Below are 26,350 nucleotides of genomic sequence, written 5' to 3'. Positions count from 1 at the left end.
CCGCTCTTTCTCGATTCGGCTATGCCCCTAGCTCTCGTTCGACCGCCTTGGGATTGGCGGCCAGGCGCTGACGGATCTCCTCGGCGACATCGCCGACGAAGACGTCCTCGAGCCCGCGCTTGAGCGCCGACACGATGGCGTTCGCGACCACGCGTGGCGCGACCTTCGGTGGCGGCACGGTCTGGAACCACTCGGTGTCGAGCGGACCGGTGAACAGGTTCACCACCTTGACGCCGCCCGGCCGCAACTCCGCGCGCAGACTGTGCGACAGCGAGAGAGCTGCGGCCTGCGAGGCCGAATAAGCGCCGAAGGCCGGCCAGTTCGCCAGCGCATAGACCGACAGGATGTTGACCCAGGCGGCGGCGCTGTTGACGCCGTCGGCGCCGCGCATCCGCATCGCCGGTCCGAACGCCTGCGCCAAGTGCACGAAGCCGAGATAGCTCTGATCGATCTCGTCACGCACGACGCTGGTGCCAGGCCGATCGAGCAGCCCGCCGGCGCGAATGTGCTCTGACGTGTTGACGAGGATATCGACCTTGCCGCCGATATCGGCGGCAAGGTCCTTGGCCGATTTCTCGTCGCCGACATCGAGCGGCACGATCTCGACGCCGTCGAGCGCGCGCAACGCCTCCTCGCCGCGGAACGGCTTCCACGGCTCGGCGACGCCGACGAACACGATCGATGCGCCGGCCGCCCTCAGCGCCCCCACCACTTCCTGGCCGACGATGCTTCGTCCGTTGGTCACCAGAACGCGGCGGAATTTCGGATCGGCGGTCATCTCCCGCCACTGCCTGTCGTCGGTCATGCCAGGGGTCTCCCGTTCGGGACGTGCGAAGGCCACGGCCTGCCCGCTCTTGTCGAGCTGAAACGACATCGTGACCGGCCGGCCCTCTTCGCAATCCGCATGCAAATGCGTCACCAGCCGCGGTCCGCAATCCATCGCGACCAGGCCGACGCGCCATGGCGCGCGCTCGCGAAAATGCACGTCCGCCGGGACGTGCAGCGTGGTCTCGCTCAGCAGCGTGCCGCGCCGCGGCGCATCCGTGAAAGCGAGATCGGCGGACAGGCAGGACGGGCATGCATCGCGCGCCGGATAGCAGAAGGCGCCGCAGGCGCCGCAACGCTGCAGCATGAAGCGGCCTTCGGCAGCCGCGCGCGTCAGACCAAGCGACGTGCGGCTGCGCGGACGCGGCGGCGACGTCGGCAGCCGGGTCCGGGTCAGCGGGTTCTTGCGGCGCGGTTTTGCGATCGGCTCGGTCATGCGCCTGGTCCCGCGAGGATCGCCGCGCCCGAGGCGAGGCCACGATCATAGTTGATCATGCCAAAGCCCGACGCCAGGCCGATGCGCGCGTCCTTGACCTGGGTCGGACCGGCGATGCCGAGCACCTGGCGCATCGCCTCGGTCACCCCGAGATAGGCGCCGCCGGCGCCGGCCTGCCCGACCGACAACTGGCCGCCGGAGGTGTTGTGCGGAAACGAACCGTCGATCGTCAGGTCATGCTGCCGCACGAAGTCCGGGCCCTCGCCCTTGCGGCAGAAGCCGAGGTCCTCGAACTGCATCATCGAGATCACGGGATAATCGTCATAGGTCTCGACGAAATCGAGATCGTCGGGCTTGACGCCGGCCATCGCGTAGAGCTCGTCGACATCCATCGCCCAGCCGCCGCGCACCTGGACGGGATCGTCGCCGAACGCGTTGTGGCGCTCGATCGTGGCGAGGATTTTCACCGCCTGCAGATCGAGCGACGCCGCGACATCCTCGGCCATCACCAGGAACGCCTCCGCGCCGGCGCAGGGCATCACGCAGTCAAACAGATGGATCGGATCGGCAATCGGCCGCGCCGCCATGTATTGCTCGATGGACAGCGGCGCCTTCATCAGCGCGTTGGGATTGCGCCGCGCATTGGCGCGCTGGGCCACCGCGATCTTGCCGAAGTCTTCGCGCGTCGCGCCGAAGCTCCGCATGTAGTTGCGCGCGATCAGCGCAAAGCTCGCATTGGCGCCACCGGCGCCATAGGGATAGACGGCGTCCTGGTTGAAGCGCGAGAAATTCTCCAGCGTGGCGCGGAACGAATCGACGTGGTTGGTGTCACCGGCGACGCAGGCCACGATGCGGGCGTCACCGGCCTGCACCGCCCGCGCGGCCCGGCGCAGCGCGGCAATCGCGCTGGCGCCGCCAAGCGGGATGGTGTCGATCCAGCGCACGCACAGGCCGAAATGCTGGGTGAGACCGATCCCGCTGTCGAGCCCGGCCGTGAAGCTCGACACGCAGAAGCCGTCGATATCGCGCGGCGCGATGCCGGCGCCATCAACCAGCGACTTCAGGGCGCGGCCGATCCACCATTGCGCGCTCTCGATCGAGTAGCGCACATAGGGGATCGTTACGGGAACGGCCATCACCACCCGGTCATAAGGTGTGCGGATCGAGTTCTGCATCTGACGGCCGGGTTCCTGCATCCTCAACGGAGCTTGGGTTCGGTGCTTTGCGTGCGCGCCACCAGCGCACGAAAATCCTGGCGGGCGCGCTCGTTGGCGAGCGCGAAGCTCGGCCCGCGGCTCGGCTCGGTGCCGTTGAGCCGCTGCAGCTGCACCCACATCTCGGCACTCTTCAGCGCGACCGCCGCGCAGTTGACCACGGGCGCATGGCCGATCTTGAAGCCATGCTCACTCGCGATCAAAAGACCCGGCAACACGCCTGCGGGAATCACGACATCGGCGCCGCGATCGAGCAGCGGCTGCGCGCACGCCGCGAAGTCGCGCAACATGCGCGCTTTCGCCTCGGCATCGCCGGCGAATGCGGCGCTGAAATCCTCGGGACGGCAGCCCATGCCGGTGACATGCACCACGCGACTACCGATACCGTAGCGTTCGGCCTGCTCGTAGTGCCAAACCTCGAACGCAGAATCGATCGTGACGAGGCCGAAGCGGCGGCCAAGCTGCGATGCCGCGAGCAGCGTCGCCTCGCCGACTCCGATGACGGGAATCCTCAGCGCCGAGCGCAATTCGTACAGTCCCGGATCCTGGAAGTGGCCCATGACATAGGCGTCGAAGCCGCAGCCCTCGGCTTCGAGCCCGTTATCGACGGCCTGGATCGCGCAACGAAATTCGCTCAACCGCCCGAAGTCGCGATCGGCGGGCGTGATGCCCTCGACATGAACGCTGGTGCCGGGCGCTGCGATCTCGTTCAGGTAAGCTGCGAGCCGCGCCATATAGGGCGCGCTCGTGGTCTGGTCGACGAAGCTCTGCCAGAAGACGCGCACAGCGGATATCCTGTTCACCGGCGGAAATATTTCAAGCACAAAATAATTTTGACGTCAATTCAGCGACGCCGCCGCGCACGCAGCGCGTGACTTCGCCGGCTTGCCGAAACGACGAGCAGCTGATGCCGTTCGCATTTGCACCGGCGAATCCTGCCTTCGCGGCCGTCCGCGCCGACGCAAACTTTTCCAAGAACCGTAGAGTTGACGTATTGACGTTCCGTCGCAAAATACTTTAGGCTTTAAATAATTGACAGGCATCGACGCTGGTGCGGGCGCGCGCCGATCGTTGCGTTGCTTAGGGTTCCTCGACCGTGGCTGAGATCATCGAGCTCGGAACAGCAGGTACGACGCGCGGCCCGGCGTTCGCTGCGATCGCGCACGCCCCTTCAGGATTTGGCAACGTGGACAGCCACGAAATCGCGCACCAGGCCGGCAAAGACCTCCGGCATCTGATCGGGAAGCGGCACCATGCCTCCTGAGAGCTCGTGCAGGACACTGCCGCCGATGGCTCCAGCAACCTTCGGAGCCGCCGGATGAGCGTGCGGATCGTCGGTCGGCGCGATGACCAGCGTGGGGCACCTGACGTGTCCCAGACGATCCTCCATCCGATAGCGATTCACCACCCGGTGGCCTTCCGCTGCCATCTCGCCAGCCCGCAGGGCGTCGATCATGAAACGCCGCAGCAGATCTGCATTGTCGGCCGGATAGAACGGCTGCCGCCGCGCCCACAGCTCGGTGAGATGGGCGCCGTCACCGCGCGTCTCGACGTCGTCGATCACCCGCATGTTCGCATGCCTGGCGCGCCTGTCAGCATCGACGAAAGGACAGGCCGAGAGCACCAGCGCACCGACCCGCGCCGGCGCCGCCGCGGCGATCTCCACCGCGATCGCAGCGCCGGTGTGATGGCCAACGATCGCAGCGCGCGGCAGCTCCAACGCATCGAGCAGCGCGAGCGCACCTTGCGCCCACAATTCGATCGATGGCTCGCCTGTCGGCCGGTCGGAATCCCCAAAGCCCAGCGTGTCCATCGCAATCGCGCGGAAATCGCGGCCGAGCAGCGGCAGCACGTCGCGGTACTCGTCCCACGAGCGCGGCGTCTGGTGCAACAGCAGAACCGGAAATCCTGTTCCCGCCATCGCGACGTGGATGCGGCCGAGTCGGGTCGCGACGAAGCGGCGCTCGACGCCGGAGCCTCGATTGCTAGCGGTCATTTCACAACTCCCGTCGGTCATATCCCGATCCATACTGACATCTCGCTCAGGTAGCGGCTGTTTTCAACCAAGGGGAATGCAATGCGCAAGATCTTGAGTTTGACTGCACTCTTGGCAGGCCTGATTGCGGCTTCGAACGCGCAAGCCGACATCGTGGTCGGATTCGTGACCTCGCTCAGCGGCCCCGGCGCCTCGATCGGCATCCCCTATGGCCGCGGTATCCAGGCCGCGCTCGCCTACAAGGGAGAAGTCAATGGCGAGAAGATCAAGCTGATCCAGCTCGATGACGGCTCAGACCCGTCCGCCGCAAGCCGCGCCGCACGCAAGCTGATCGAGGAGGAGAAGGTCGATCTCCTAATCGGCACCGCGACCGCGCCCTCGACCATCGCGATGATTGCGGTCGCGACCGAGCTGAAAGTGCCGATGATCGCCGTCTCCCCGATCACCGGACAGCCGGACCCAGCCGACCAATGGGGCGTCTGCATTCCGCAGCCCGCCTCGCTGCTGGTCAAGGTCGTCGCCGACCGCATGAAGCGCGATGGGATGAAGAACATCGGCTATATCGGCTTCTCCGACGCCTGGGGCGATCTGGTCTACAACGGCGCCAAGGCGGCCGAGGCCAATGAAGGCATCAAGGTGCTGACCAACGAGCGCTATGCGCGCGTCGACACCTCGGTGACCGGCCAGATCCTCAAGGTGCTTGCGACTCGTCCCGATGCCGTCCTCGACGGCGGGTCGGGTACGCAGGGCGCCCTGCCGCTGCTGGCGCTCGCCGACCGTGGCTTCAAGGGCAAGACCTACGGCACGGTGGCGCTGGTCAATCCTGATTTCGTGCGCGTCGGCGGCAAGGCCGCGGAGGGCATCCAGGTCTCCGCCGGTCCGGTCATCGTCGCCGAGCAACTGCCGGACAACCATTTCGCCAAGAAGCTCGCGCTCGAATTCCGCGACGCCTATCAGAAGGCCAACAACATGCCAACGACGGACGGCTTCTCGGCCTATTCGTTTGACGGCTGGCGGGTCTTCACCACGGCGGCGGAGCGCGCGCTGAAGACAGCAAAACCCGGCACGGCCGAATTCCACAAGGCGCTGCGCGACGAGATCCTCAACACGAGGGAACTGGCCGGCGTCCACGCCATCTACAACTTCAAGGCGGGTGCCTATCACGGCGTCGACGAACGTGCGCTGGTGATCGTGCGCCTGACCAACGGCGCCTGGACCTACGAGCCCTGAGCAACGAAGAACGGCCGAGACCATGACGGCAGACATCGCAGCGATCCTTGCGATCGACGGAATCGGGACCGGGGCGATCTACGCGCTGGTCGCGATCGGCACCGTGCTGATCTTCACCGTCACGCGGGTGATCTTCATTCCGTTCGGCGACATCGCGGCCTTCACCGCGTTGACGCTGGCGGCGCTCGACGCCCGGCAGCTTCCGGGAACGGTCGGACTGGTGGTCGTGCTGGCGTGCATGGCCTGCGTCATGGAGGTGGGTTCGCTCGCCCGCGCCGGCGAGCTACGCTCGGTACCGAAAGCAATCCTCGGCTATCTCGTGCTTCCCTTGATCGTGGTCGGAATCGTCTGGCTGACGATGCGCTTCAATCCGCCGGCGCCGGCCAGGATCGTGCTGGCGCTGCTCCTGATCATGCCGGTCGCGCCGCTGCTCGACCGGATCGTGTTCCGCCCGATCGCGGATGCCTCGGTGCTGCTGCTGCTCACGGTCTCCGTCGCGCTCCACTTTGCGCTGGTCGGCCTTGGCCTTTTGTTCTTCGGGCCGGAGGGCGTCAGGACCGAGCCGCTGACCTCGCTCGGGATCGAGATCGCGGGCGTCCAGGTGTCCGGGCAGACGGTGCTGATCCTCGTCGCGGCACTGGTTTTCAGCGGCCTGCTGCTGGTGTTCTTCGATTTCACGCTGCTCGGCAAGGCGCTGCGCGCGACAGCCTTCAACCGGACCGGTGCGCGGCTAATGGGGATCAGGCCGGCGCGCGCCGGCACCATCGCCTATCTCTTGGGATCGCTGATGGCGGGCGTCTCCGGCATCCTGATCGCGCCGGTCAACACCATCTTCTACGATTCCGGCTTCCTGATCGGGCTGAAGGCCTTCGTCGGCGCCATCATCGGCGGCATGACCAGCTATCCGGGCGCAGCGCTTGGCGCATTCGGCGTCGGCATTCTCGAAAGCTTCGCCTCGTTCCAGAGCAGCACGCTGAAGGACGTCATCGTGTTCTCGCTGCTGATCCCCGTCCTGCTCTGGCGGTCGCTCGCCTCGCAGCATTCCGAAGAGGAAGTCGAGGAATGAGCCCGACGCAGATCCGTCTCGTCATCGCAGCGGTCGTCGCCTGCCTCGTCGCTGCGCCGGCGGTGCTGAATCCATTCAGCATCACGCTGATGAACTATATCGGCATCTACGCACTCGCGGCGATCGGGCTTGCGTTGTTGACCGGGGTCGGCGGCATCGTGTCGTTCGGCCAGGCCGCCTTCGTCGGCATCGCGGCCTACGCCACGGCGTGGGTCACCGCGGTGCACGGCTATTCGCCGTGGTTGGGATTAGTGCTCGCCGTTCTCCTGACCTGCAGCGTTGCGGCGATCCTCGGCCTCATCACGCTGCGCCTGCAGGGGCACTTCCTGTCGTTGAGCACGGTGGCGTGGGGACTGGCGATCGCATTCCTGTTCGGCAACATCGAGGGGCTCGGCGAGCACAACGGCGTTTCCGGCCTTCCGCCGATCTCGATCGGCCCGATCGCCCTGGTCGAGAGCTGGCAGATCTACTTCCTGATCTGGGCCATCGTCGGCGCCGTCCTTCTGGTCTGCTACAACCTGTTGGACTCCCGCATCGGCCGCGCGATGCGGGCGTTGCGCGGCGGCAATACGCTGGTCGAGAGCCTCGGCATCAGCGCGTTCCAGATCAAGCTTGTGACCTTCGTCATCGCCGCCTTCCTCGGCGCGCTGTCCGGATGGCTCTACGCCCATCTCGGCCGCTTCGTCAGCCCGGGGCCGTTCGATGCCAGCATGGGCATCGAATATCTGATGATGGCGATGGTCGGCGGCGCCGGCAGCGTGCTCGGCGGCGTGGTCGGGGCCGCGATCGTCACGCTGTTGAAGAATTCCGTGCAGGACTACCTGCCGCTGATCGCCAAGGGCGCCTCGGGCCAACTCGAGGTCGTCGCGTTCTCGGCGCTGTTCATCCTGTTTCTGCAGCGGGCGCGGCAGGGCATCGTGCCGTTCGTCGCCGGCCTCCTGCCGGACCTGAAATCATCCCGGCCCGAACCGGCCGCCCCCCTGCCGCGCCGCGAGCAGCCGGCGCCAGGCACGCTGCTGCTCAAGGTCAGCGGCGCGCAACGGCGATTTGGCGGGCTGGTCGCCGTCAACAATGTCAGCTTCGAGGTGCGCTCCGGCGAGATCCTCGGCCTGATCGGGCCGAACGGCGCCGGCAAGACCACGATGTTCAACCTGCTCACCGGCGCGCTCCGCGCCAACGGCGGCGAGATCAAATTCGCGGGACGGTCGATCACCCACGACCGGCAGTTCCGCATCGCCCGGTCCGGCATCTCCCGTACCTTCCAGCATGTCAAACTGCGCCCGCGCATGACGCTGCTCGACAACGTCTTGCTCGGCACCTATGCGCGCACCGGGACCGGCCTGCTCGCCGGCGCGCTGCGGTTGAACCAGGCGGAGGAAGCGAGCGCGCGTTACGAGGCCTTGCAGCAGCTCGAACGGGTCGGTCTCGCTGACAAGCCGTTCGAGCTCGCCGGCAATCTGCCGCTCGGCAGCCAGCGCGTGCTCGAAATCGCCCGCGCCCTCGCCGCCGATCCGACGCTGCTGGTGCTCGACGAGCCGGCAGCCGGCCTGCGCCGCCAGGAGAAGCTGAAGCTCGCCGAGCTGTTACGCTCGCTGCGCGCGGATCATCTGACCATGCTGCTGGTCGAGCACGACATGGAGTTCGTGATGTCGCTGGTCGATCGCATCGTGGTGCTCGATTTCGGCTCAAAGCTCTGCGAGGGCGGCCCGGCGGCGATCCGCAGCGACGTCCGCGTGCAGGAAGCCTATCTCGGAGGTGTCGCGTGACGCAGATGCTCTCGATCGAGAATGTATCTGTCGCCTACGGCAAGGTCGAGGCCGTCCGCAACGTCTCGCTGTCGGTCGAGCAGGGACAGATCGTCACCGTGATCGGCCCGAACGGCGCCGGCAAGACCACCCTGCTGATGGCGGCGATCGGCCTGCTCCGATCCACCGGACGGATGATCTTCCAGGGCAACGACCTGGCGAAGATCGACGTCGAGGGCCGCGTCGAACGCGGCCTCTGTCTGGTGCCCGAGAAGCGCGAACTGTTCGCCGACATGTCGGTCGCCGACAACCTCCTGCTCGGCACCTACAGCCTGCGCGACCGCTCGGCGACGCGAAAATGCCTCGACGACGTATTCGATCGCTTTCCGCGATTAAGGGAGCGCAGCAAGCAGGCGGCCGGCACCCTATCGGGCGGCGAGCGGCAGATGCTGGCGCTCGGCCGCGCGCTGATGGCGAAGCCGAAGCTCCTGGTGCTCGATGAACCGAGCCTCGGGCTTGCACCGCTGATCGTCCGCGAGATCTTCCGCACCATCGCTTCGCTGCGCAGCCTCGGCGTGTCGGTGCTGCTGGTCGAGCAGAACGCGCGCGCCGCGCTCGAGACCGCCGATTACGGCTACGTGCTGGAGACCGGCGAGATCATCCAGTCAGGGCCCGCCGACACCCTGATCCACGACCCAAAACTGATCGCGGCCTATCTCGGCGGGCATTAGACCAAGAGCTGGACTAAAAAGCAGCAAAACAACCCCATGCAAAGTAGGGTTGGTGCCTCGCATCATCCAAACACACCAGAACTTGTAGCTATAAATGCCAGCAGTTCGATGTCCGCTTCCGGAGAATAAACGGACTGGCGAAGCGACGCACATCCCCTGACGGGGGTATGTCTCCGCTACGGTCGGCCGTCAGCATGTCAGCGGGACAAGACCACGTCAAACCAACTTGATTTGCTTTGCAACCACGCAGCCGATCTGGCGCCGTCTCGACAAAGCGAGGGGGTATTCATACCACTGGTGGGCGGTACCGCCCTTGCCCGGCGGCATCAACAACGGTGCCTTTTCGGCGAACGGCATCTTCGGCCAGATCATCTTCGTCAATCCGACCGAGCAGGTGGTCGTCGCAATCCAGAGCGCGTGGCGCCAGCCGGAGGACAGCAACGCCGGGGTCGAAATCGTCGCGATGATCAGAGCTGCGGTGCGCGCGCTGCGAACGGACGCAGCGTCGTAGGCCGCGGAGCGGCGGCTTCCGCGTGTTGGGTAAGCGCGGACCGCCAAGTGGTGAATGACTTGCCGGAGCGCGATCCTCGATGGATCGGATCCAGCCCAACCGGGGTGTACGCTCGACGCATGGCCGCTATCCCCGTTGAGCGCATCCCCTTATGATCGGCCACATGGATATAGCTGGCTTCGACCTCAACTTGATGAAGGCCTTTGATGCGCTGTACGCGGAGCGTCACGTGACGCGCGCCGGATCGCGGATCGGCCTCAGCCAGTCGGCGATGAGCGGAGCACTCACGCGCTTGCGAGAGCTTCTTGGGGATGAGCTATTCGTGCGAACGCCTTCAGGCATGCAGCCGACACCCCGCGCCCATGACCTTGCTGGTCCCGTCTCGGACGCGCTCCGGCTCCTCCGGAGCGCGCTACAGGCCGATAGCTTCGATCCCGCGACGGCCGACAATACCGTCACGCTCGCGATGACCGACTATGCGGCGTTCGTCTTGTTGCCGCCACTCATGGCCCGCCTCAGCGTCGATGCCCCCCACATCAACGTGCGGGTCTGCGGGATGTTCGGACGCGATGAAGCTATCACCCTGCTCGATAGCGGCGAGGCGAACCTCGCGATCGGTTTCCCCGTCGAGACGTCAGCGCGCATCATGAGCAGCCCGCTGTTTTTCGAGAGTTTTGCCTGCGTCGTGCGAGAGGGACACCCGGCGTTCGCAGGTGGTCCAAGCATCGAGGCTTTCGCAGCAGCGCCGCATCTTCTGGTTTCTCCCGAAGGCGACCGTTCCGGGATCGTCGATCGAAAGCTTGCCGATCTCGGCCTCGAACGGCGCATCGTGCTGAGCCTGCCGCAATTTCTGGCCGCACCTTTCGTGATCGCCGGAACCGACATGGTCGCGACGCTGGCCTCCCGGATTGCACGAAGGTTCGCTGATACCGGAGCTGGAATAACGGTGTATGCTCCGCCGCTCGAATTGCCCACCTGGCCACTCCATTTGATGTGGCACCGGCGGGCGGATACGCATGGGGCAATCGCCTGGATGCGCGGCATCATCACCAAGATCGCCGCGTCGGCTTGACGCCATCAGTCTGATCGATAGTGCCACATCAGGACTTGCGATTTCCATCCGCATCGCCGTTCCGCTTTGTTGGATTCACCGAAATAGAAGAGGTGATCGACATGCGAGTTTTGGTAACAGGCGCGACTGGCTTGATCGGCGGTGCGGTAGCGCATCGATTGAAAGAGGGAGGTCATGAAGTCGTAGGGCTTGCCCGGTCGGAAGCCAGTGCGGCCAAGCTAGTGGACCTGGGCTTCGTGGTGGAGAGAGGTGAGCTTGCCGACCCGGCGAGCCTGGCCTCGGCGGTGCGGGGCGTGGACGCCGTCGTCCATGCCGCTTCGCCCAACGACCACAACGCTGCGTCGCTCGATGAGATTGCAACGCGCGCAATCCTCGAAGCGCAGCGCGGAACGGGTAAGCGCTTCATCTATACCAGTGGCAGCTTGGTCTACGGCTCCACGGGCGACACGTCGGCGACCGAGGACACTTCCCTCAACCCGGTCGAGATGGTCCGCTGGCGCCAGGCGCTGGAACGCGAGATCCTGGCGGCCGCAGCCGAGGGCGTCCATCCGGTCGTGATCCGGCCTGCCTGGGTATACGGCAACTGGGGCGGCGCCGCGATGATGATGGTCGCAGCGGCCAAGGAACATGGCGCGGCGCTTCATGTCGGTGATGGTCAAAATCGCTGGTCGACCGTGCATGCCGACGATCTGGCCGAGCTCTATGCGCTTGCGCTCGAACGGGCACCGGCGGGATCCGTCTTCAATGGCGCGCACGGTTCGCCGCCGCGGCTCATCGAGATCGCACGCGCAGCAAGCGAGTTAGGCGGTGCCGGGGGTCGGGTAGCGGCATGGCCGCTCGACGAGGCGCGCAAGGTCCTCTGGGGCTTTGCCGATGCGATCGCCTCCGATCAGATCATCTCGGGCGAGAAGGCAAAGCGCGAACTCGGCTGGAAGCCCCGGCGGGCATCGATCATCGACGAATTGCGCGCATATGCCCTGGCGGTTGCTTAAGCCATGCACACGACATTCATTTGGCTGCTCGCCGCAGCCTTCGCCTGTGCAGGTCTGTTCAATGCGATCGCGACATCGACGACGCGGAGCAACTTTGTTCGATGGGGGTATCCCGCGTGGTGGTGCCGAGTCACCGGGGGATTGGAGATATCGGCCGCAATCCTGGTCGCACTACCGGCAACCCGTGCAGCAGGTTTGACCCTCTGCGCCGCCATTCTCGCGGCGGCAGCTTTGACCATCCTGCGACATCGGGAGTTTTCCCATCTCGCGCCGATCGGTTGCTTTGCTGCGTTGCTGCTGATGGCGATTCGGATTTCTTGAAAGATCGATGGCTTCCAGGCATTTGGGGGAGCCGCCGATCGGCTTGAATTCCGAAGGAGAACGAGTCCCCTTAGGCTTCAACCGTCGGATTGCCCGGATATTCCTTGACGCCGCAGACGACGATCTGGAGCAACCGGCTATCGCCGGAACGAGTTCCGTCGGGAGGAGATCGATCCGCGAGAGGATCTCCAGCGTCGATCGGATCTCCGCCCGCGCCTCGGAGCCAGTTGCTCTTGCCGATAGATGCTGCGAAGTTGGAAAGTACATCCTTTCCCATGAAAGCAGGAGTGCTGGCAATCGGCGTTGCCGCTTTTCTCAGTTTCTGGCCCGAAGCCGAAGGTCTACCCGTCCATCAGCACGTCAGCTCATTTTGGCAGAGCGGACGCCAGCCGGTTTGGCCACCATGGGCGGCTTTTGACCCAAAGCCGACTTCTCGCCTGTTCAATCAAAGTTTATCGTTCGGTCGGGTGAATGGTTGACATGTGGATTATAGCGTATGGGTGCATGTTCAGCCTACTGCAACTCTGGATTATGATCGGAACATTGGCCCTCGCGCGGGGTGCTGGCAAGCTGATCCGTGAAGAAAAGCAGATAGCCAACCCGGATCGTTCCTATTATCGGCGTAGTGACAGCGACCTTTTTAGGCTGATCTTCTGTTTTGTCCTTTGGTTTTCGACTGGGCTTGGGCTGTACATCCTTTGGCTTCAGGTTACCGGCGGCGCTTAAGGACGACTTCGCTTCTGGCCCCTAGCGGACCTACGAGTGTCCGGGATGAGGTCGGCCAATGACCCATTGCAGACTTCGGTCTACGCTGTCATTTTCGTCCGAAGGGATGAGAGGGGTTAGACGGATGTCACCGCAAGGGCACCATGACAAATACAAGTCTCGCACCTTGCACCCGCAAGAAAGTAGTCGAGACGCCGATTTGATAAGCCTCATGGCGGCCAATGGCGAAGGTGGCACGGTCTTTCATGTGTTAAACCATATTTCAGAGCAATACGAAGACATATACACTGCGCTCATCGATGACCGGACGGTTGTTACTTTTGAGATTCCGCGCGCTGCTGGGGCGATGACCGTCAAAGAACTTCGTGTTTTCTCTCTTAGTCAATATCGCGAAGAACTAGGCCAAGGTAAGCGCCGCATACGCTTGGATCGAGCGGTGGAAGATGCACGGAAGCTCCTCATCAAATGAGCTGGATTACGCGATCAGTTGGCAGCCTGCTTCAAATTGCGAACGTCCGCTTCTGGCCCGTTGCGGACATGCGATGACTCGACGAGCTTAGGGGATAGTCCTAATTCGGTGCTCGCCGAGTGTTCCGGTTATCGTTATTTGCTCCGCTTGTCCGAGCCGTCTCCGGCGAGCCGGACAGCGTCGATGTAGGGATTCGACGCACGATGCTGCTCCAGATCAGAGCGAAGCGCATCCACTGCCGCCTTATCGAAATCGATCTCGGGAGGGTCCAGTTGCAAGGGGGTTTCGACCACCAGAACGGTCTTTGTACCATTTGCGTCGATGATGTATTCGACATCAGCGGATAGCGCGTTACGGTCGGTTATCATACGAACCTCATGACTGGGCGGTTGGTGGCTTTCTCATATCATGACGCACGTTCCGATGTCGGCTCATGGCCCAAAACCGACATACCGCGGTCGCCCGGCAACGTCTGGCTTTAGGGGCTAAAGCCGACAGGGCGGATTTGGGAATACACGCCCCAGCTCTGGCCCGCCGAGACCGAGCGTGCGTCACGCGACGGGATCGCGGGCGAGGCCCATCGCCCGCAGCGCCGCGGCAAAGGCTGCGAGGCGTTTTTCGCGGTAGGCGGCGTGATCGACGCCGTCATAGTTCATGAAGCCCTGACCGGTCTTCATGCCGATGCGCCCGTCGCGCATGTTCGCGGCGATGATGTCGGGCGCGGCGTAGCGGCCGTCGCCGAGCGCCTCAACCAGATAGCGGCTGGCGTGGTGCAGGATGTCGCCGCCGCCCCAGTCGATGAATTCGAGCAGGCCGAGCACCGCGAAGCGGAAACCGAAGCCGTGGATGATGGCCTTGTCGATATCCTCCGCCGATGCAACGCCCTCCTCCACCATGCGCGCAGCCTCGTTCATCGCCAGCGTCTGGATCCGCGGCACGATGAAGCCCGGCCGCGCCGCACAGACCACCGGGACCTTGCCGATGCCTTCGAGCAGCGCTTTCATCCGCGCCGTGGTCTCTGAAGCGGTGAGCTTGCCCGGCGATAGCTCGATCAGCGGCACCAGATAGGCCGGATTGAGCCAGTGCGCGTTGAGGAAGCGGCCGGGATGTTCGATCGCGCCGGCGAGATCGTCGACCAGGATCGTCGATGTCGTCGAGGCGATGATCGGGCGTTCGCCGGCCAGCCGCGAGGCCTCGGCCAGCGCCGCCTGCTTCAGCGCGAGGATTTCGGGCATGCCTTCGAAGATGACGTCGCAATCTGGCAACACCCTCGCCGCTTGTTGCCTCGGCAAAATCGTGATGCGGTCGGCTATCGCCGGAACCAGTTCCGCCGGGAGGAGATCGATCCGCGAGAGGATCTCCAGCGTCGCTCGGATCTCTGCCCGCGCCTCGGCGGCCAGCGCATCGAACGCACCCGCATCGCGCTCCTTGAAGTCGACGATGACAACCCGATGGCCGGCAAACGCGAACACGACGGCAATGCCACGGCCCATGCGCCCGGCGCCGAGGCATCCGATCAGCGGTTTCATCTGAAGCCCTCGACGAGAAGGGATTGCAGCGCGGCCCGATCGAGATGCCCGAGTCCGAGCGAAGACAGGGTTCGTCCGGTCACCGCGAAATCCTCGCCAGTGATGGCAGAGCCGATCGCGAGGAACGCCTTCGCGAGCGGCGTCGGCACGCCGACAAGCCCCGCTACCGACGCGAAGAAGGATAGGCCGAGGCGCAGATCCTCCAGCATGTAGCGGTGCGCGACCAGAACCAGGCGTTCCGACCAGTCGCCGGAATCCGTGAGTTCCTCGTGTGCATCGCGCGCATACATCCAGGGCTCGCCGTCGCGCGAATAGTGATCGGCGAGCGGGAAATGCGGCCCGCCATAGCCGAGCGCCTCACGGATGGCGATGCGCTCGGCATCGAGCGCATCGGTGACGCGACGGATCGCGGGCTGGGTTCCCTCCTTGTGAATGTCCCATTTGTCGAAATGTTCGATCGGCCCGGCATTCATCGTGATCAGCGGCGGATGGATGATCGGGCCGGCATTCATCAGGGCACCGGAAAGCGCGTCGCCGCAGGGCTCGATCGCATTCGGAAACGCGCGTCCGATCACCTCCAACGCGTGACGGGCCGAGCGCAACGGAAACACGCCGGTCGGCAACCGCGCGCCCCGGCCCGAAATACGAACCGCATACGGGCCCTGCTTGCGCGCAAGCCACGGCAACGTCCCGGTCTCCGCGGTCGCGATCTCCGCACGATTGCCCGCCTCGCGCGCGGCGCGGGCGAAGATGTAGGAGCCGAACGTGCCCGGCGGCAGGAACACGACCTGGCCATCGCGCAAATGCGGCGCGGCAAGATCTGCGATCGCGGCCTGCGCGAAGGCGGGTGTCAGACACAGGATGAGATCGGCCGATTCGATCGCCTCCGCGATCGAAGCCGTGATGACCGCGAGCCGGACTTCGCGGCGGCCCGACCGGTCGATCACCGTGATCGTGCCGCCCTGGGCACGCTGCGCCTCGACGTCGCTGGAATTCCTCCGCCACAAACGGACCTCGTGCCCGGCCAGCGCGAGATCGCCGGCCGCGGCGAACGAACCATTTCCCCCACCCAACACTGCGATCTTCAAGACGTCCTCCCGCTTCAAAATCGTCACGCTGGCGTGGTTTGCCGTTCTGTTCCTGCGGAATGCGGCGCGCGCGATAATGTTTCACTCTTAAAATATCATGTCAAGCAAGCCGCTCGTTTCGCGGAGCCACAGCCCTGCGTGCAAATTCTACGAAACAAGCCTCATTGTGCGCAAAAATCGAGCTGCTGCACCGTCGCGCAGCCAAAGGCGCAACTTCGATTGACTTCATTTTTGTTTGATGTCTAAACTAGTTTCGGTCGCACGGGATACCGTGGAAGGCCCGAGGAGACGAGCATGGCAGAACGCTCTTTCGCGCGCGAGGTGGAGGACCTCAAGCTCGGCGCCGGCCAGGAATTCCGCGGCGAAGGCATCCTCGCCATCACCAAGGCCCTGCTCGAATGCGGCGTCAGCTATGTCGGCGGCTACCAGGGCGCGCCGATCTCGCATCTGATGGACGTGCTGTCGGACGCGCAGGATATCCTCTCCGATCTCGGCGTGCACTTCGAGACCAGCGCCAGCGAGGCGACCGCGGCGGCGACCTTGGCCGCATCGGTGATGTATCCGATCCGCGGCGCGGTCACATTCAAGGCGCCAGTCGGCATCAACGTCGCCTCCGACGCGCTCGCCAACCTCACCTCGGGCGGGGTGACCGGCGGCGCCCTGATCATCATCGGCGAGGATTACGGCGAAGGCTCCTCCATCATGCAGGAGCGCTCGCACGCCTTCGCGATGAAGTCGCAGCTCTGGCTGGTCGATCCGCGGCCCGACGTCGCCTCGATCGCCAAGGCCGTGCATGATTGCTTCGAGCTATCCGAGGCATCGAATACGCCCGTGATGCTGGAGGTGCGGATTCGCGCCTGCCACGTCCATGGCCGCTTTGCCACCCGCGACAATGTCCGCCCCAGTTTTCCGTTGTCGCGCGCGCTCGAGCAGCCGCAGCGCAACACCAACCGCATCGTGCTGCCGCCGGCCTCCTATCTGCACGAGAAGGAGAAGGTCGAGAAACGCTGGCCCGCGGCGGTCGAGTTCATCCATGCTCGCGGCATGAACGAGACGTTCAACGGCGATCTCGACGATATCGGCATCATCATGCAGGGCGGCATGTATAACGGCGTCGTCACGGCGCTGCGCGAAGCCGGCCTTGCCGACATCTGGGGCGAGACCCGCGTTCCGCTCTATGTGATGAACGTGACCTACCCGATCGTCGACCGCGAGGTGATTGAGTTCTGCCGCGGCAAGAAGGCGGTGCTGATGGTCGAGGAAGGCCAGCCCGAATTCATCGAGCAGGCGCTGCACAAGATCCTGCGCAATGCCGACATTCCGGCGAAGCTGCACGGCAAGGACCTGCTCCCGATGGCCGGCGAGTACACCGCGCAGGTCATGAGCCAGGCGATCGGTGCCTTCGTCCGCCGCTGGCGCTCCGACGCGCTGCCGGATGCCGCGCGCGCGCCGAACATCGACCAGGTCGAGGTCGACGACAAGATCCGCGCACTGGCCGACGTGGTGCCGCCGCGGCCGCCGGGCTTCTGCACCGGCTGTCCGGAGCGGCCGATCTTCTCCGCGATGAAGCTCGTGGAAAAGGAGCTCGGCCCGCACCACATCGCCGCCGATATCGGTTGCCATCTGTTCTCGATCCTGCCGCCGTTCAATATCGGCGCCACCACGATGGGCTACGGGCTCGGCCCCGCCTCGGCCTCGGCGTTCAACGTTCCCGCGGCCAAGCGCTCGATCTCGATGATGGGCGACGGCGGCTTCTGGCACAACGGGCTGACCAGCGGCATCGGCAACGCCGTCTTCAACCAGCACGACGGCGTGATCGTGGTGGTCGACAATTACTATTCCGCCGCGACCGGCGGCCAGGACATCCCCTCCTCGCGCGCCGACAACCGTTCGCGCTCGACCAAGCATCCGATCGTCGAGGCGGTGAAGGGCGTCGGAGCCAAGTGGGTGCGCCAGATCGACCGTACCTACGACGTGACACGGATGCGCGACACTTTGCGCGAGGCGCTGACCACGGAGGAGAAGGGACCGAAGATCATCGTCGCCTCGTCCGAGTGCATGCTGAACAAGCAGCGGCGCGTGAAACCTTTGGCGGCGGCCGCGGCCAAGCGTGGCGAGCGGGTCGTGCGCGAACGTTTTGGTGTGGACGAGGACGTCTGCTCCGGCGACCACGCCTGCATCCGCCTGTCCGGCTGCCCCTCGCTGTCGGTGAAGCCGACCAGCGATCCGCTGAAGGACAATCCGGTCGCCGCCGTCGACAATTCATGCGTCGGCTGCGGTCACTGCGGTGAGGTCGCCGACGCCGCCGTGCTGTGCCCCTCGTTCTATCGCGCCGACATCGTGTCCAATCCGAGCGCGTCCGAAGTGTGGTTCGACCGGCTCTGGCGCCGCATGATCGGCGCGTTGCAGCGCTGGCGGGCCGGCCGGCGCGTCATGTTCGAGCAGGAGGCGGCATGAACGTCGCCATCGCGCCCTCCTCTGTCGGCCTCAGCCAGGCACGCCCGATCAGCATCGCGGTGCTGGCGATGGGCGGCCAAGGCGGCGGCGTCCTGGTCGACTGGATCGTGGCGCTCGCCGAACGCCGCGGCTGGTACGCGCAATCGACGTCGGTGCCCGGTGTCGCGCAGCGCACCGGCGCCACCATCTACTACATCGAAATGATCGCGCCTGACGCGAGCAAACCTGACCGCCATCCTGTGCTGTCGCTGATGCCGGCGCCGGGCAAGGTCGACATCGTGATCGGCGCCGAATTGATGGAAGCCGGCCGCGCCATGCTGCGCGGCCTGGTCTCGCCCGACCGCACCCTGCTGATCGGCTCCTCGCACCGCTCGCTCGCCGTGATCGAGAAGACGGCGCCGGGCGACGGCACCGCCGACGCTTCGCAGGTCTATGACGCCGCCAATGTCGCGGCCAACCGCTTCATCGCCTTCGACATGGCCGAGATTGCCGATGCCACCGGCAGCGCGGTCTCCGCGGTGTTGTTCGGCGCCCTGGCAGGCTCCGCGGCCCTGCCGTTCGCGACGCAGGATTTCGAGGAAACCATCCGCGCCGCGGGTGTCGGCGTCGATGCCAGCCTGCGCGCGTTCGCCGCCGGCCGCGAGCGCGCCATCGCCGAGCTCAAGCAGGACCCGACGATCAAGCCCACCGCGAAGCCGCCGCTCGCCAAGCGGTTACCAAAGCTGGAGCCGATCGGTCACGCCGGCTACGACGCCCTGGTCGCGCGCGCGCAGAAATTGCCCGGCGAACTGCACGGAATCGTCGCCGCCGGCCTGCAGCGGGTGGTCGATTATCAGGACGTCGCCTATGGGGCTGAGTATCTCGACCGGCTGGAAGCCATGCCGCGCGACGCCACCGGCCTGCTGCAAGCCTTCGCAAAGTATCTCGCGATCGCGATGGCCTATGACGACGTGATCCGGGTCGCCGATCTCAAGACGCGCGCCGCGCGTTTCGACCGGGTGCGCCGCGAGGCGCGGAGCGGCGACGATCAGGTGCTGGCGATCACCGAGTTCATGCATCCACGGATCGAGGAGATGGCCGGGCTCTTGCCGCCGCGGCTCGGCGAGAGGGTCGAGCGCAGCGAACGGCTCGCCAGGTTGGTCGACCGCGGGCGCAAGCTTCGCACCACGGCGCCGCTCTCCTTCCTGCTGCTGTACTGTGTCGCCGGCCTGCGCCGCTTCCGCCGCGGCACGCTGCGGCATGCGCGCGAGACGCGCCACCTCGACGATTGGGCACGGCGCATCCAGAAACTCGCCGCGACCGACGCTGCGCTCGCGACCGCCGTCTGCGAGGCGCGCCGCCTCGTCGGCGGCTATTCGGACACCCACTCGCGAGGCGAAACCAAATTCGACAAGGTGATGCGCGCCGCGGACCGCCTGGCCGGGCGGCGTGATGCCGCCGAATGGGTGCAGCGGCTCGTCAAGGTCGCACTGAAGGACGCCGATGGCGTCGAGCTCGACGGCGCGCTGCGCACCGTCGAGACGCTGTTCGAGGACGCTTGAAGCATGGACCACTTCGAAGTCGTCGTGTCGAACACCGAGCTGTTGACGCCGCGCATCCGCGAATTCGTGCTGGCGCGCGCCAATGGTGCGCCGATGCCTGGCTGGGCCGCCGGCGCCCATATCGATGTGCATCTGCCCGATGTCGGTCGCCGTTCCTATTCGCTGATCGAGACCCACTCATCCCGCGCGACCGAGCATCCGACCAGTTACCGCATCGCCGTGCTGCAGGAAGCCAGGAGCCACGGCGGCTCGACCTACATGCACAGCCTCAAGATCGGCGATCGCCTGACGGTCTCGCCGCCGGCGAACAATTTTTCGCCGGGTGCAAGCGCCGGCGAAGTGGCGCTGGTCGCGGGCGGCATCGGTGTCACGCCGCTGCTGACGATGGCCTGCGAGCTCAGCGGCGCGAACCGACCGTTCTCGTTCCATTACGCCGGCCGCAGCCGGGCCGAGCTCGCCTTTCTCGGCGAGATCGAGCGGCTCGCCGGCGCCAATGCAACGATTCACGCCGATGACGAGGCCGGCCGCTTCTTCGATCTCGAAGGCCTGATGGCGCGGCTCGCGCCCGGCGTGCCGCTCTATCTCTGCGGCCCGCTGCCGATGATCGAATCCGCGATCGCGCTGGCGAAACAATTGAATTGGCCACAGGGCCGGCTGCATTTCGAGATCTTCACCGCTCCGGAAGAGAAATCCGGCGACGGCAGCTTCGAGGTCGAGCTGAAGAGCAGCGGCCGCATCTACGAGATTCCTGCCGGCAAGACCATCCTCGACGTGCTGATCGAGGCCGGCGAGGATCCGATCCACGACTGCAAGCGCGGCGATTGCGGGATCTGCCAGACCGCCGTGATCGACGGCATCCCCGATCATCGCGACTACATCCTGAGCGACGCCGAGAAGGCGTCGAACAAGGTGATGCAGATCTGTGTCTCGCGCGCCAAGACCAAGAAGCTCGTGCTCGACCTGTGAGGGAGGAACACGCATGACCAGCTATGCCGGCAACTCCGAAGCGATCCGCGCTTTGGTCCGCGACCAGGAGGTTCATCGCGACGTCTATGTCAGCGAAGACGTGTTTCGGCTCGAGATGGAGCACCTGTTCCCGAACAGCTGGGTCTATGTCGGCCACGACAGCCAGGTGCCCAATCCCGGCGACTATTACGGCACCACGATCGGCACCCAGCCGGTGCTGCTGGTGCGCCACAGCGACGGCAAGGTGCATGTGCTGCACAACCGCTGCCCGCACAAGGGCACGCGCATCACGTCGGAGACCTGCGGCAACACCGGAAAATTCTTCCGCTGTCCCTATCACGCCTGGAGCTTCAAGACCGACGGCTCGCTACTGGCGATTCCCCTGAAGAAGGGCTACGAGAACACCGGTTTCGAGCAGAGTCGTGCGGCTGGTGGCATGGCGCCGGTGCGCCATGTCAGGAATTACCGCGGCTTCGTGTTCGCCAAGATCAATGACGGCGGCCTCGATTTCGAGGAGTTTTTCGGCGACAGCCTGTCGAGCTTCGACAACATGATCGACCGCTCGCCGGTCGGCCGGCTCAAGGTTGCCGGCGGCGTGCTGCGCTACATGCACAACTGCAACTGGAAGATGCTGGTCGAGAACCAGACCGACACCTGCCATCCGATGGTGGCGCATGAATCTTCCGCCGGCACCGTGGTCGAGGTCTGGAAGAAAGCCCCACCCGGCACCAAGAAGCCGATGGCGGTCGAGATCATCGCCCCCTTCATGAGTCCCTACGAGTTCTTCGAGAACATGGGGATCCGGATCTGGGACAACGGCCACGGCCATACCGGCGTGCATCACTCGATCCATTCCGATTACTCGGCGGTGCCGGGCTATTTCGAGAAGATGATTGCGGCCTATGGTGAGGAACGCGCCAAGGCGATCCTCGGCGAGGCCAGGCACAACACGGTCTACTTCCCCAACATCATGATCAAGGGGCCGATCCAGCTGTTGCGGCTGTTCAAGCCGATCGCGGCCAACAAGACACTGGTGGAGTCCTGGACGTTCCAGCTGGTCGACGCGCCCGACATGCTGCTCGAGCGTACGTTGATGTACAACCGCCTGATCAACGCGCCGACCTCGATCGTCGGCCATGACGATCTCGAAATGTACGAGCGCGCCCAGGAGGGGCTGCATTCCAACGGCAACGAATGGGTCAATCTGCAGCGCCTATACAGCCCCGACGAGGCCGGCCAGACCAACGTCGCGATCAACGGCACCAGCGAATGGCCGATGCGTCACCAGTTCCGGGCCTGGACCAAGTTCATGACGATGGGGATGTGAGATGACGATGCTCGCCGAATCCCCTGCCGTCCACGCAATCCCGACCGATCAGGAACTGATCGACTTCGTGGTGCGCGAGGCGCGGCTGATCGATCAGCAGCGGTTCGACGAATGGCTCGCTCTGTACGCCGACGACGCCTACTACTGGATGCCGCTGGAATGGAATCAAACCGACCCGCGGTTGACCTGCTCGCTGATGTACGAGGACAAGCTGCTGCTCTCGATCCGGGTCGAACGGCTCAAGGGCGCGCGGACCTTCAGCCAGAAGCCGAAAAGCCGCTGCCATCACGTGCTGCAGACGCCGCAGGTGGATTCGCGCGATCCCGCGGCGAATAGCTACGTCACCTGGACCCCGATGCATTACATCGAGACCCGCATGGACGAGCAAACGCTCTATGCCGCCTGGGCCACGCATCATCTCAGCGTCGAGGACGGCAGGCTCAGAATCAAGCTCAAGCGCGTCGACCTGATCAATTGCGATGCTGCCTTCGGCAACATCCAGCTCTTCATGTAGGAGGACGACAAGCGTGGCTGATTACACGGCGATCGTCAGCGGCGGCAATACCGGGATCGGAGCGGCGATCGCGCAGAGCCTGCTTGCCGAGGACTATGACGTGATCTCGCTGTCGCGGCGCAAGCCGGACTGGAGCCATCCGAAGCTCTCCGCCTATGAGGTGGATCTGCTCGATGCGACGGCAACACGGCAGATCGCGACGGAGATCGCCGCGAAGGTCGCGATCACCCATGTCGTGCACAATGCGGGCGCGATCCGCGCCAGGCTGCTGGACGAGGTCGAGGACGAGGATGTCGGCGCCCTCGCCCAGCTGCATTTCGGCGCCGCCATCGCGCTGGCCCAGGCTGCGCTGCCGTCGATGAAACGGGCGCGCTTCGGCCGCATCGTCTTGCTGTCGTCCCGCGCGGCGCTCGGCGCCGTCACGCGCACCGTCTATTCCGCGACCAAGGCCGGCATCATCGGCATGGCGCGGACCTGGGCGCTGGAGCTCGCGCCGTTCGGGATCACGGTCAATGTCGTGGCGCCCGGCCCGATCGGCGACACCGAGATGTTCGAGAGCGTGATGTCGGTGGAATCCGAGCGCGCGAGGAAGCTGGCACAGTCGATCCCGCTCGGCCGGCTCGGCAAATCCAGCGACGTTGCGCGAGCCGTCAGATTCTTCAGTTCACCCGATGCCGACTTCATCACCGGGCAGACGCTTTACGTCTGCGGCGGCGCCAGCATCGGGTCGATTTCGATTTAGCTTGTGTGAGAACGCCAGCCATGGATGCCACGGTCAAGCGAAAGGCCCGATCTCCCAAGAGCGCACGGCCGCCTCCGCTGCGGCCTATCGAACTCGCCCAGGACTCCGATGGTGCGCATCTCGAGCTGCGCATCTGGCTGCGGCTGCTTGCCTGCGCCACCCGAATCGAGAAGGCGCTGAACGCGCGGCTGCGCAAGGAGTTCAACACCACGCTCGCCCGCTTCGATTTGCTGGCGCAACTCGCGCGCAATCCCGAGGGCGCGAGCATGTCCGAGGTGTCCGACCTCCTGATGGTCTCGAACGGCGCCATCACCGCGCTGGTGCAGAAGCTGGAAGCCGATGGGTTGATCCATCGCGAGGTCTCGCCCGAGGATCGCCGCACCTTCCGCCTGCGGTTGTCGCAAGACGGCGCCAGGGAATTCGGCCTGATGGCGCGCCGGCACGAGGAATGGGTGATCGCCCTGATCGGCGAGCTGTCGCCGGTCGCGCAATCCGACCTGCTGCAACACCTGACCTTGCTGAAGCGCCGGCTCGACAAGCACGCCTGACGCAGCTATTTCTTCAACTCCGCATAGAGCTGCATCACCCGCTGCGGCAGCACATCGATGCGTGGCACGCGTAGCGCGCGGCGCTCGCCGAAGATGCGGTCGAGCTGGTGAAACCGGCCTCCGCCGATGCCAAAGGCGAAGATGTCGATGCCGCCGCGCCGCAGCTGCTGCGCCGCGCGGCGCGCATCCTCGGTGAGGTATTGCGGGTCGGGCACATCGATGTCCGAAGGCTCGCCGTCCGTCAGCACCAGCAGCACCTTGCGGAAGGCGCGGCGGCCCGCCAGATAGCCGCCGGCGTGGCGCAACGCGGTGCCGAGCCGCGTCGAATGGCCGCTCGCGAGCCTTGCGAGCCGGGAATGCACCACCGCGTCCATCGGCTCGTCAAAGCCCTTGACCCGCAGATAGCGCACGCGCTCGCGACCATCCGAGCTGAAGCCATGCACGGCGATCGCATCATTGGCCGCGTTGACCGCCGTGGCCATGATCGCGGCGGCCTTGCGCTCGACGTCGAGCACGGTCCGGCCGGCGCGGTCGCGATCGGCGGTCGATTGCGACAGGTCCATCAGCAAGAGAATGGCAAGGTCGCGCGGGCCCGGCGCGTCGCGCTGGTAGACCCTGGATTCACCGAGGTGGCCGGCACGGCGCTCGATCGCGAGCGCGATCGCAGCGTCGATGTCGAGCGCATCGCCGTCGCGCTGGCCCTTGAGGCGGAGCCTGCGGCCGATCGACGCGTCACGGGTCAGCCGCGCGATGCTGCGCATCGCCTCCGACTCCGCGGGCGGCGCAACGGCTCCGGCGGAAGCGGCCGCATCCGCCTCCAGGATCGTCGTCCAGTCCATCCGATCGATGTCGGCGGCATAATCCCATTCCGGGTAGGTCGCGACCGGAAGCCCGTCTAGCAAAGTAACCTGGCTGGCGCGAGCACGCAGCGTCTCATCCGGCTTCGCGTCGTCATCGCGCGACGGCCCGGTTGCGTCCTCGCGCTGCTCGATCCGCACCGAATCCACCGCAAGCTCGATCGTCTCGGTCGGGCTATCCGGCTGGTCGCCGAAATCCCATAGCGCGAGATTATCGTCGCGATAGGCGGGTTCGACGACATAGCTCTTGGCGTTGAACTGCAGCCGCATCTGCCCGATGTCGTTGCCGAGCAGCCCGCCGATCTCGCGGCTGATGGCAGGATCGCTCCAGCGGTCGGAGGCGGCGACGAACAGCGCCCGCCCTTTCGCGACCCAGCCGTCGGAATCCTGATAGCCCGGATCGATCAACGCTCGCGCCAGCCGCGTCATCAATCCTGCCGCGGTGGCCTGGCCGGACGGCGTCGCGGTGTGAAACGGCAGCCACAGCCGGCGCAGGCCGGGCATCTCGCGCAGCGCCAGCGTCTCCACCCTGGCGTCCTCGATCAGCGAGACCAGCGCAAGCTGCAGCGCCTTCAGCCGGCCGACCGGAAATCGCGCGGTGGAATGCACGAAATGCGCACCGGCATGCGCGACTGCCGCAAGATAGATGGCGTCGGCGCGCGCGCCGTCAAATCCGGCAAACGTCTCGGGCAAGCCGACGAGGCCGCCCGCCAGCGAGGTCCGTCGCGGCACCGGCGTCGGCGCAATTGCGAGCTTGCGAAAGCGCGGCTTGCGGTTCCAAAGCGCCGTCATCGTCGCCGCGAGGCGCTTCTCCAGCCGGGCGAAATCATCACTGGTACGACCCAGCGCAAACAGGCGTGCCGAGAGCGCGTCGTCGAGCGCGAAGTAAGCCCGTCGCCGCGCCGCGCGACCTCCGCTAGCGCGCAGGCCGGCGGATACCCAGGCGGAAAAATCCTCTGCGCTGGCGTGCCCAAGCAACTGCTCCAGGCGAACAATCGCAAGTCCCACGGATTCCGGCCCGGCATCCGCGAGTTCGCAAAGCGCAGCGAGCACAGTCGTGACCTCACCTGCTCCTGCCAGCCGAGGCAGGACCTTTGACAGTTCGGTCAACGCCGCATGGGCGACGCGGCTTCCGGCGCTGCGGCCGATGTCGGCAGCGCCGCGGCCGATCGCGAGCAGATCGTGGGCCGAACGCTGCGCCGGCCAGTGCTCCGACAGCCGCAGAAAGTTGAAGACCACGGCCTCGCCGAGATTGGCCTCGAACAGGCCGCGCACGGCCACGTCCCAAATCGCGAGGCGATTGGCCAGTTCGGGCCGGCCCTCAAGCGTCGCGCGCGTCGTCCGTACCGCTGTGCCGATATCATCATGGCCGCGCAGAACTTCCGCCAGCCTGCGGCCGGAGCGGATGTTTTCGAGCGAACTGATGTGCGCGACCGCCACGCTTCTG

Annotated in this window: 24 protein-coding genes; 16 read left to right on the top strand and 8 right to left on the bottom strand. The window is 65.3% G+C overall.

The features are described from left to right. Positions 1-19: 19 nt before the first annotated feature. From IC762_RS13870 to IC762_RS13855, 4 genes are all read right to left on the bottom strand, one after another. On the bottom strand, positions 20-1,261 hold the full coding sequence (locus IC762_RS13870) for an SDR family NAD(P)-dependent oxidoreductase (protein WP_195789335.1): 1,242 nt from the start codon (positions 1,259-1,261) through the stop codon (positions 20-22). Then, positions 1,258-2,436, bottom strand: a complete 1,179-nt coding sequence (locus IC762_RS13865) for a thiolase family protein (RefSeq protein WP_195789334.1) — start codon at positions 2,434-2,436, stop codon at positions 1,258-1,260. The genes IC762_RS13870 and IC762_RS13865 overlap by 4 nt, the downstream gene beginning before the upstream one ends. A 23-nt stretch (positions 2,437-2,459) precedes the next feature. Beyond that, positions 2,460-3,260 (bottom strand): aspartate/glutamate racemase family protein, encoded by an 801-nt coding sequence (locus IC762_RS13860; RefSeq protein ID WP_195789333.1) that lies wholly within the window; start codon positions 3,258-3,260, stop codon positions 2,460-2,462. Between the two features lie 386 nt (positions 3,261-3,646). Next, entirely contained in the window at positions 3,647-4,471 is an 825-nt protein-coding gene (locus IC762_RS13855; RefSeq protein ID WP_195789332.1) for an alpha/beta fold hydrolase, read from the bottom strand. An 81-nt stretch (positions 4,472-4,552) separates the two neighbouring features. Here IC762_RS13855 and IC762_RS13850 point away from each other — a divergent pair, with 81 nt between their 5' ends. From IC762_RS13850 to IC762_RS13810, 9 genes are all read left to right on the top strand, one after another. Then, a complete protein-coding gene (locus IC762_RS13850) occupies positions 4,553-5,701 on the top strand; it encodes an ABC transporter substrate-binding protein (protein WP_195789331.1) in 1,149 nt (382 codons plus the stop codon). Between the two features lie 22 nt (positions 5,702-5,723). Then, positions 5,724-6,767 carry a branched-chain amino acid ABC transporter permease gene (locus IC762_RS13845; protein WP_195789330.1) on the top strand — a complete coding sequence of 348 codons (1,044 nt, stop codon included), beginning with the start codon at positions 5,724-5,726 and terminating at the stop codon, positions 6,765-6,767. Continuing rightward, positions 6,764-8,533: a branched-chain amino acid ABC transporter ATP-binding protein/permease gene (locus IC762_RS13840; RefSeq protein WP_195789329.1), complete on the top strand. Its 1,770-nt coding sequence runs from the start codon at positions 6,764-6,766 to the stop codon at positions 8,531-8,533. The genes IC762_RS13845 and IC762_RS13840 overlap by 4 nt, the downstream gene beginning before the upstream one ends. Then, entirely contained in the window at positions 8,530-9,243 is a 714-nt protein-coding gene (locus IC762_RS13835) for an ABC transporter ATP-binding protein (protein ID WP_195789328.1), read from the top strand. Before IC762_RS13840 ends, IC762_RS13835 begins: the two co-directional genes overlap by 4 nt. 313 nt (positions 9,244-9,556) lie before the next feature. Further along, complete coding sequence (locus IC762_RS13830; protein ID WP_195789327.1) at positions 9,557-9,754, top strand: hypothetical protein; 198 nt, start codon at positions 9,557-9,559, stop codon at positions 9,752-9,754. A 163-nt stretch (positions 9,755-9,917) separates the two neighbouring features. Continuing rightward, a complete protein-coding gene (locus tag IC762_RS13825) occupies positions 9,918-10,826 on the top strand; it encodes a LysR family transcriptional regulator (RefSeq protein WP_195789326.1) in 909 nt (302 codons plus the stop codon). 35 nt (positions 10,827-10,861) lie between these two features. Continuing rightward, entirely contained in the window at positions 10,862-11,818 is a 957-nt protein-coding gene (locus tag IC762_RS13820) for an NAD-dependent epimerase/dehydratase family protein (RefSeq protein WP_195789325.1), read from the top strand. A 3-nt stretch (positions 11,819-11,821) separates the two neighbouring features. Continuing rightward, a complete protein-coding gene (locus tag IC762_RS13815) occupies positions 11,822-12,139 on the top strand; it encodes a DoxX family protein (RefSeq protein ID WP_195789324.1) in 318 nt (105 codons plus the stop codon). Positions 12,140-13,076: 937 nt separating this feature from the next. Beyond that, a complete protein-coding gene (locus IC762_RS13810; protein WP_195789323.1) occupies positions 13,077-13,334 on the top strand; it encodes a hypothetical protein in 258 nt (85 codons plus the stop codon). Between the two features lie 134 nt (positions 13,335-13,468). Here IC762_RS13810 and IC762_RS13805 read toward each other — a convergent pair whose 3' ends face one another. From IC762_RS13805 to IC762_RS13795, 3 genes are all read right to left on the bottom strand, one after another. Continuing rightward, entirely contained in the window at positions 13,469-13,702 is a 234-nt protein-coding gene (locus IC762_RS13805) for a hypothetical protein (protein ID WP_195789322.1), read from the bottom strand. Positions 13,703-13,885: 183 nt separating this feature from the next. After that, a complete protein-coding gene (locus tag IC762_RS13800; RefSeq protein WP_246801654.1) occupies positions 13,886-14,827 on the bottom strand; it encodes a 3-hydroxybutyryl-CoA dehydrogenase in 942 nt (313 codons plus the stop codon). 32 nt (positions 14,828-14,859) lie between these two features. After that, the gene (locus tag IC762_RS13795) at positions 14,860-15,951 is read right to left on the bottom strand and encodes an NAD/NADP-dependent octopine/nopaline dehydrogenase family protein (protein ID WP_195789320.1); all 1,092 of its coding nucleotides are present in this window, start codon (positions 15,949-15,951) and stop codon (positions 14,860-14,862) included. A gap of 294 nt (positions 15,952-16,245) precedes the next feature. On the opposite strand from IC762_RS13795, the gene IC762_RS13790 reads away from it, so the two are divergent. The 7 genes from IC762_RS13790 to IC762_RS13760 are packed head-to-tail and all read left to right on the top strand — an operon-like array spanning position 16,246 to position 24,046. Next, positions 16,246-18,408, top strand: a complete 2,163-nt coding sequence (locus IC762_RS13790) for an indolepyruvate ferredoxin oxidoreductase subunit alpha (RefSeq protein ID WP_195789319.1) — start codon at positions 16,246-16,248, stop codon at positions 18,406-18,408. After that, on the top strand, positions 18,405-19,949 hold the full coding sequence (locus IC762_RS13785) for an indolepyruvate oxidoreductase subunit beta family protein (RefSeq protein WP_195789318.1): 1,545 nt from the start codon (positions 18,405-18,407) through the stop codon (positions 19,947-19,949). The genes IC762_RS13790 and IC762_RS13785 overlap by 4 nt, the downstream gene beginning before the upstream one ends. A gap of 3 nt (positions 19,950-19,952) precedes the next feature. After that, the gene (locus IC762_RS13780) at positions 19,953-20,915 is read left to right on the top strand and encodes a PDR/VanB family oxidoreductase (RefSeq protein WP_195789317.1); all 963 of its coding nucleotides are present in this window, start codon (positions 19,953-19,955) and stop codon (positions 20,913-20,915) included. 13 nt (positions 20,916-20,928) lie between these two features. Next, a complete protein-coding gene (locus tag IC762_RS13775) occupies positions 20,929-22,242 on the top strand; it encodes an aromatic ring-hydroxylating dioxygenase subunit alpha (RefSeq protein WP_195789316.1) in 1,314 nt (437 codons plus the stop codon). Between the two features lies 1 nt (position 22,243). Further along, the gene (locus tag IC762_RS13770; protein ID WP_195789315.1) at positions 22,244-22,756 is read left to right on the top strand and encodes an aromatic-ring-hydroxylating dioxygenase subunit beta; all 513 of its coding nucleotides are present in this window, start codon (positions 22,244-22,246) and stop codon (positions 22,754-22,756) included. Positions 22,757-22,769: 13 nt separating this feature from the next. After that, positions 22,770-23,498 (top strand): SDR family NAD(P)-dependent oxidoreductase, encoded by a 729-nt coding sequence (locus IC762_RS13765; protein ID WP_210338438.1) that lies wholly within the window; start codon positions 22,770-22,772, stop codon positions 23,496-23,498. 20 nt (positions 23,499-23,518) lie between these two features. Continuing rightward, a complete protein-coding gene (locus tag IC762_RS13760) occupies positions 23,519-24,046 on the top strand; it encodes a MarR family winged helix-turn-helix transcriptional regulator (RefSeq protein WP_195789313.1) in 528 nt (175 codons plus the stop codon). Between the two features lie 5 nt (positions 24,047-24,051). On the opposite strand, the gene IC762_RS13755 is transcribed toward IC762_RS13760, so the two are convergent. Next, positions 24,052-26,343: a nitric oxide reductase activation protein NorD gene (locus IC762_RS13755; RefSeq protein WP_195789312.1), complete on the bottom strand. Its 2,292-nt coding sequence runs from the start codon at positions 26,341-26,343 to the stop codon at positions 24,052-24,054. Between the last annotated feature and the right edge of the window lie 7 nt (positions 26,344-26,350).

Origin of the sequence: Bradyrhizobium genosp. L (assembly GCF_015624485.1) — a bacterium.
In the GTDB taxonomy this organism is placed as follows: Bacteria; Pseudomonadota; Alphaproteobacteria; order Rhizobiales; family Xanthobacteraceae; genus Bradyrhizobium.
The sequence above is the reverse complement of the archived record's forward strand: the minus strand, read 5'-3'. Positions and strand labels throughout refer to the sequence as shown.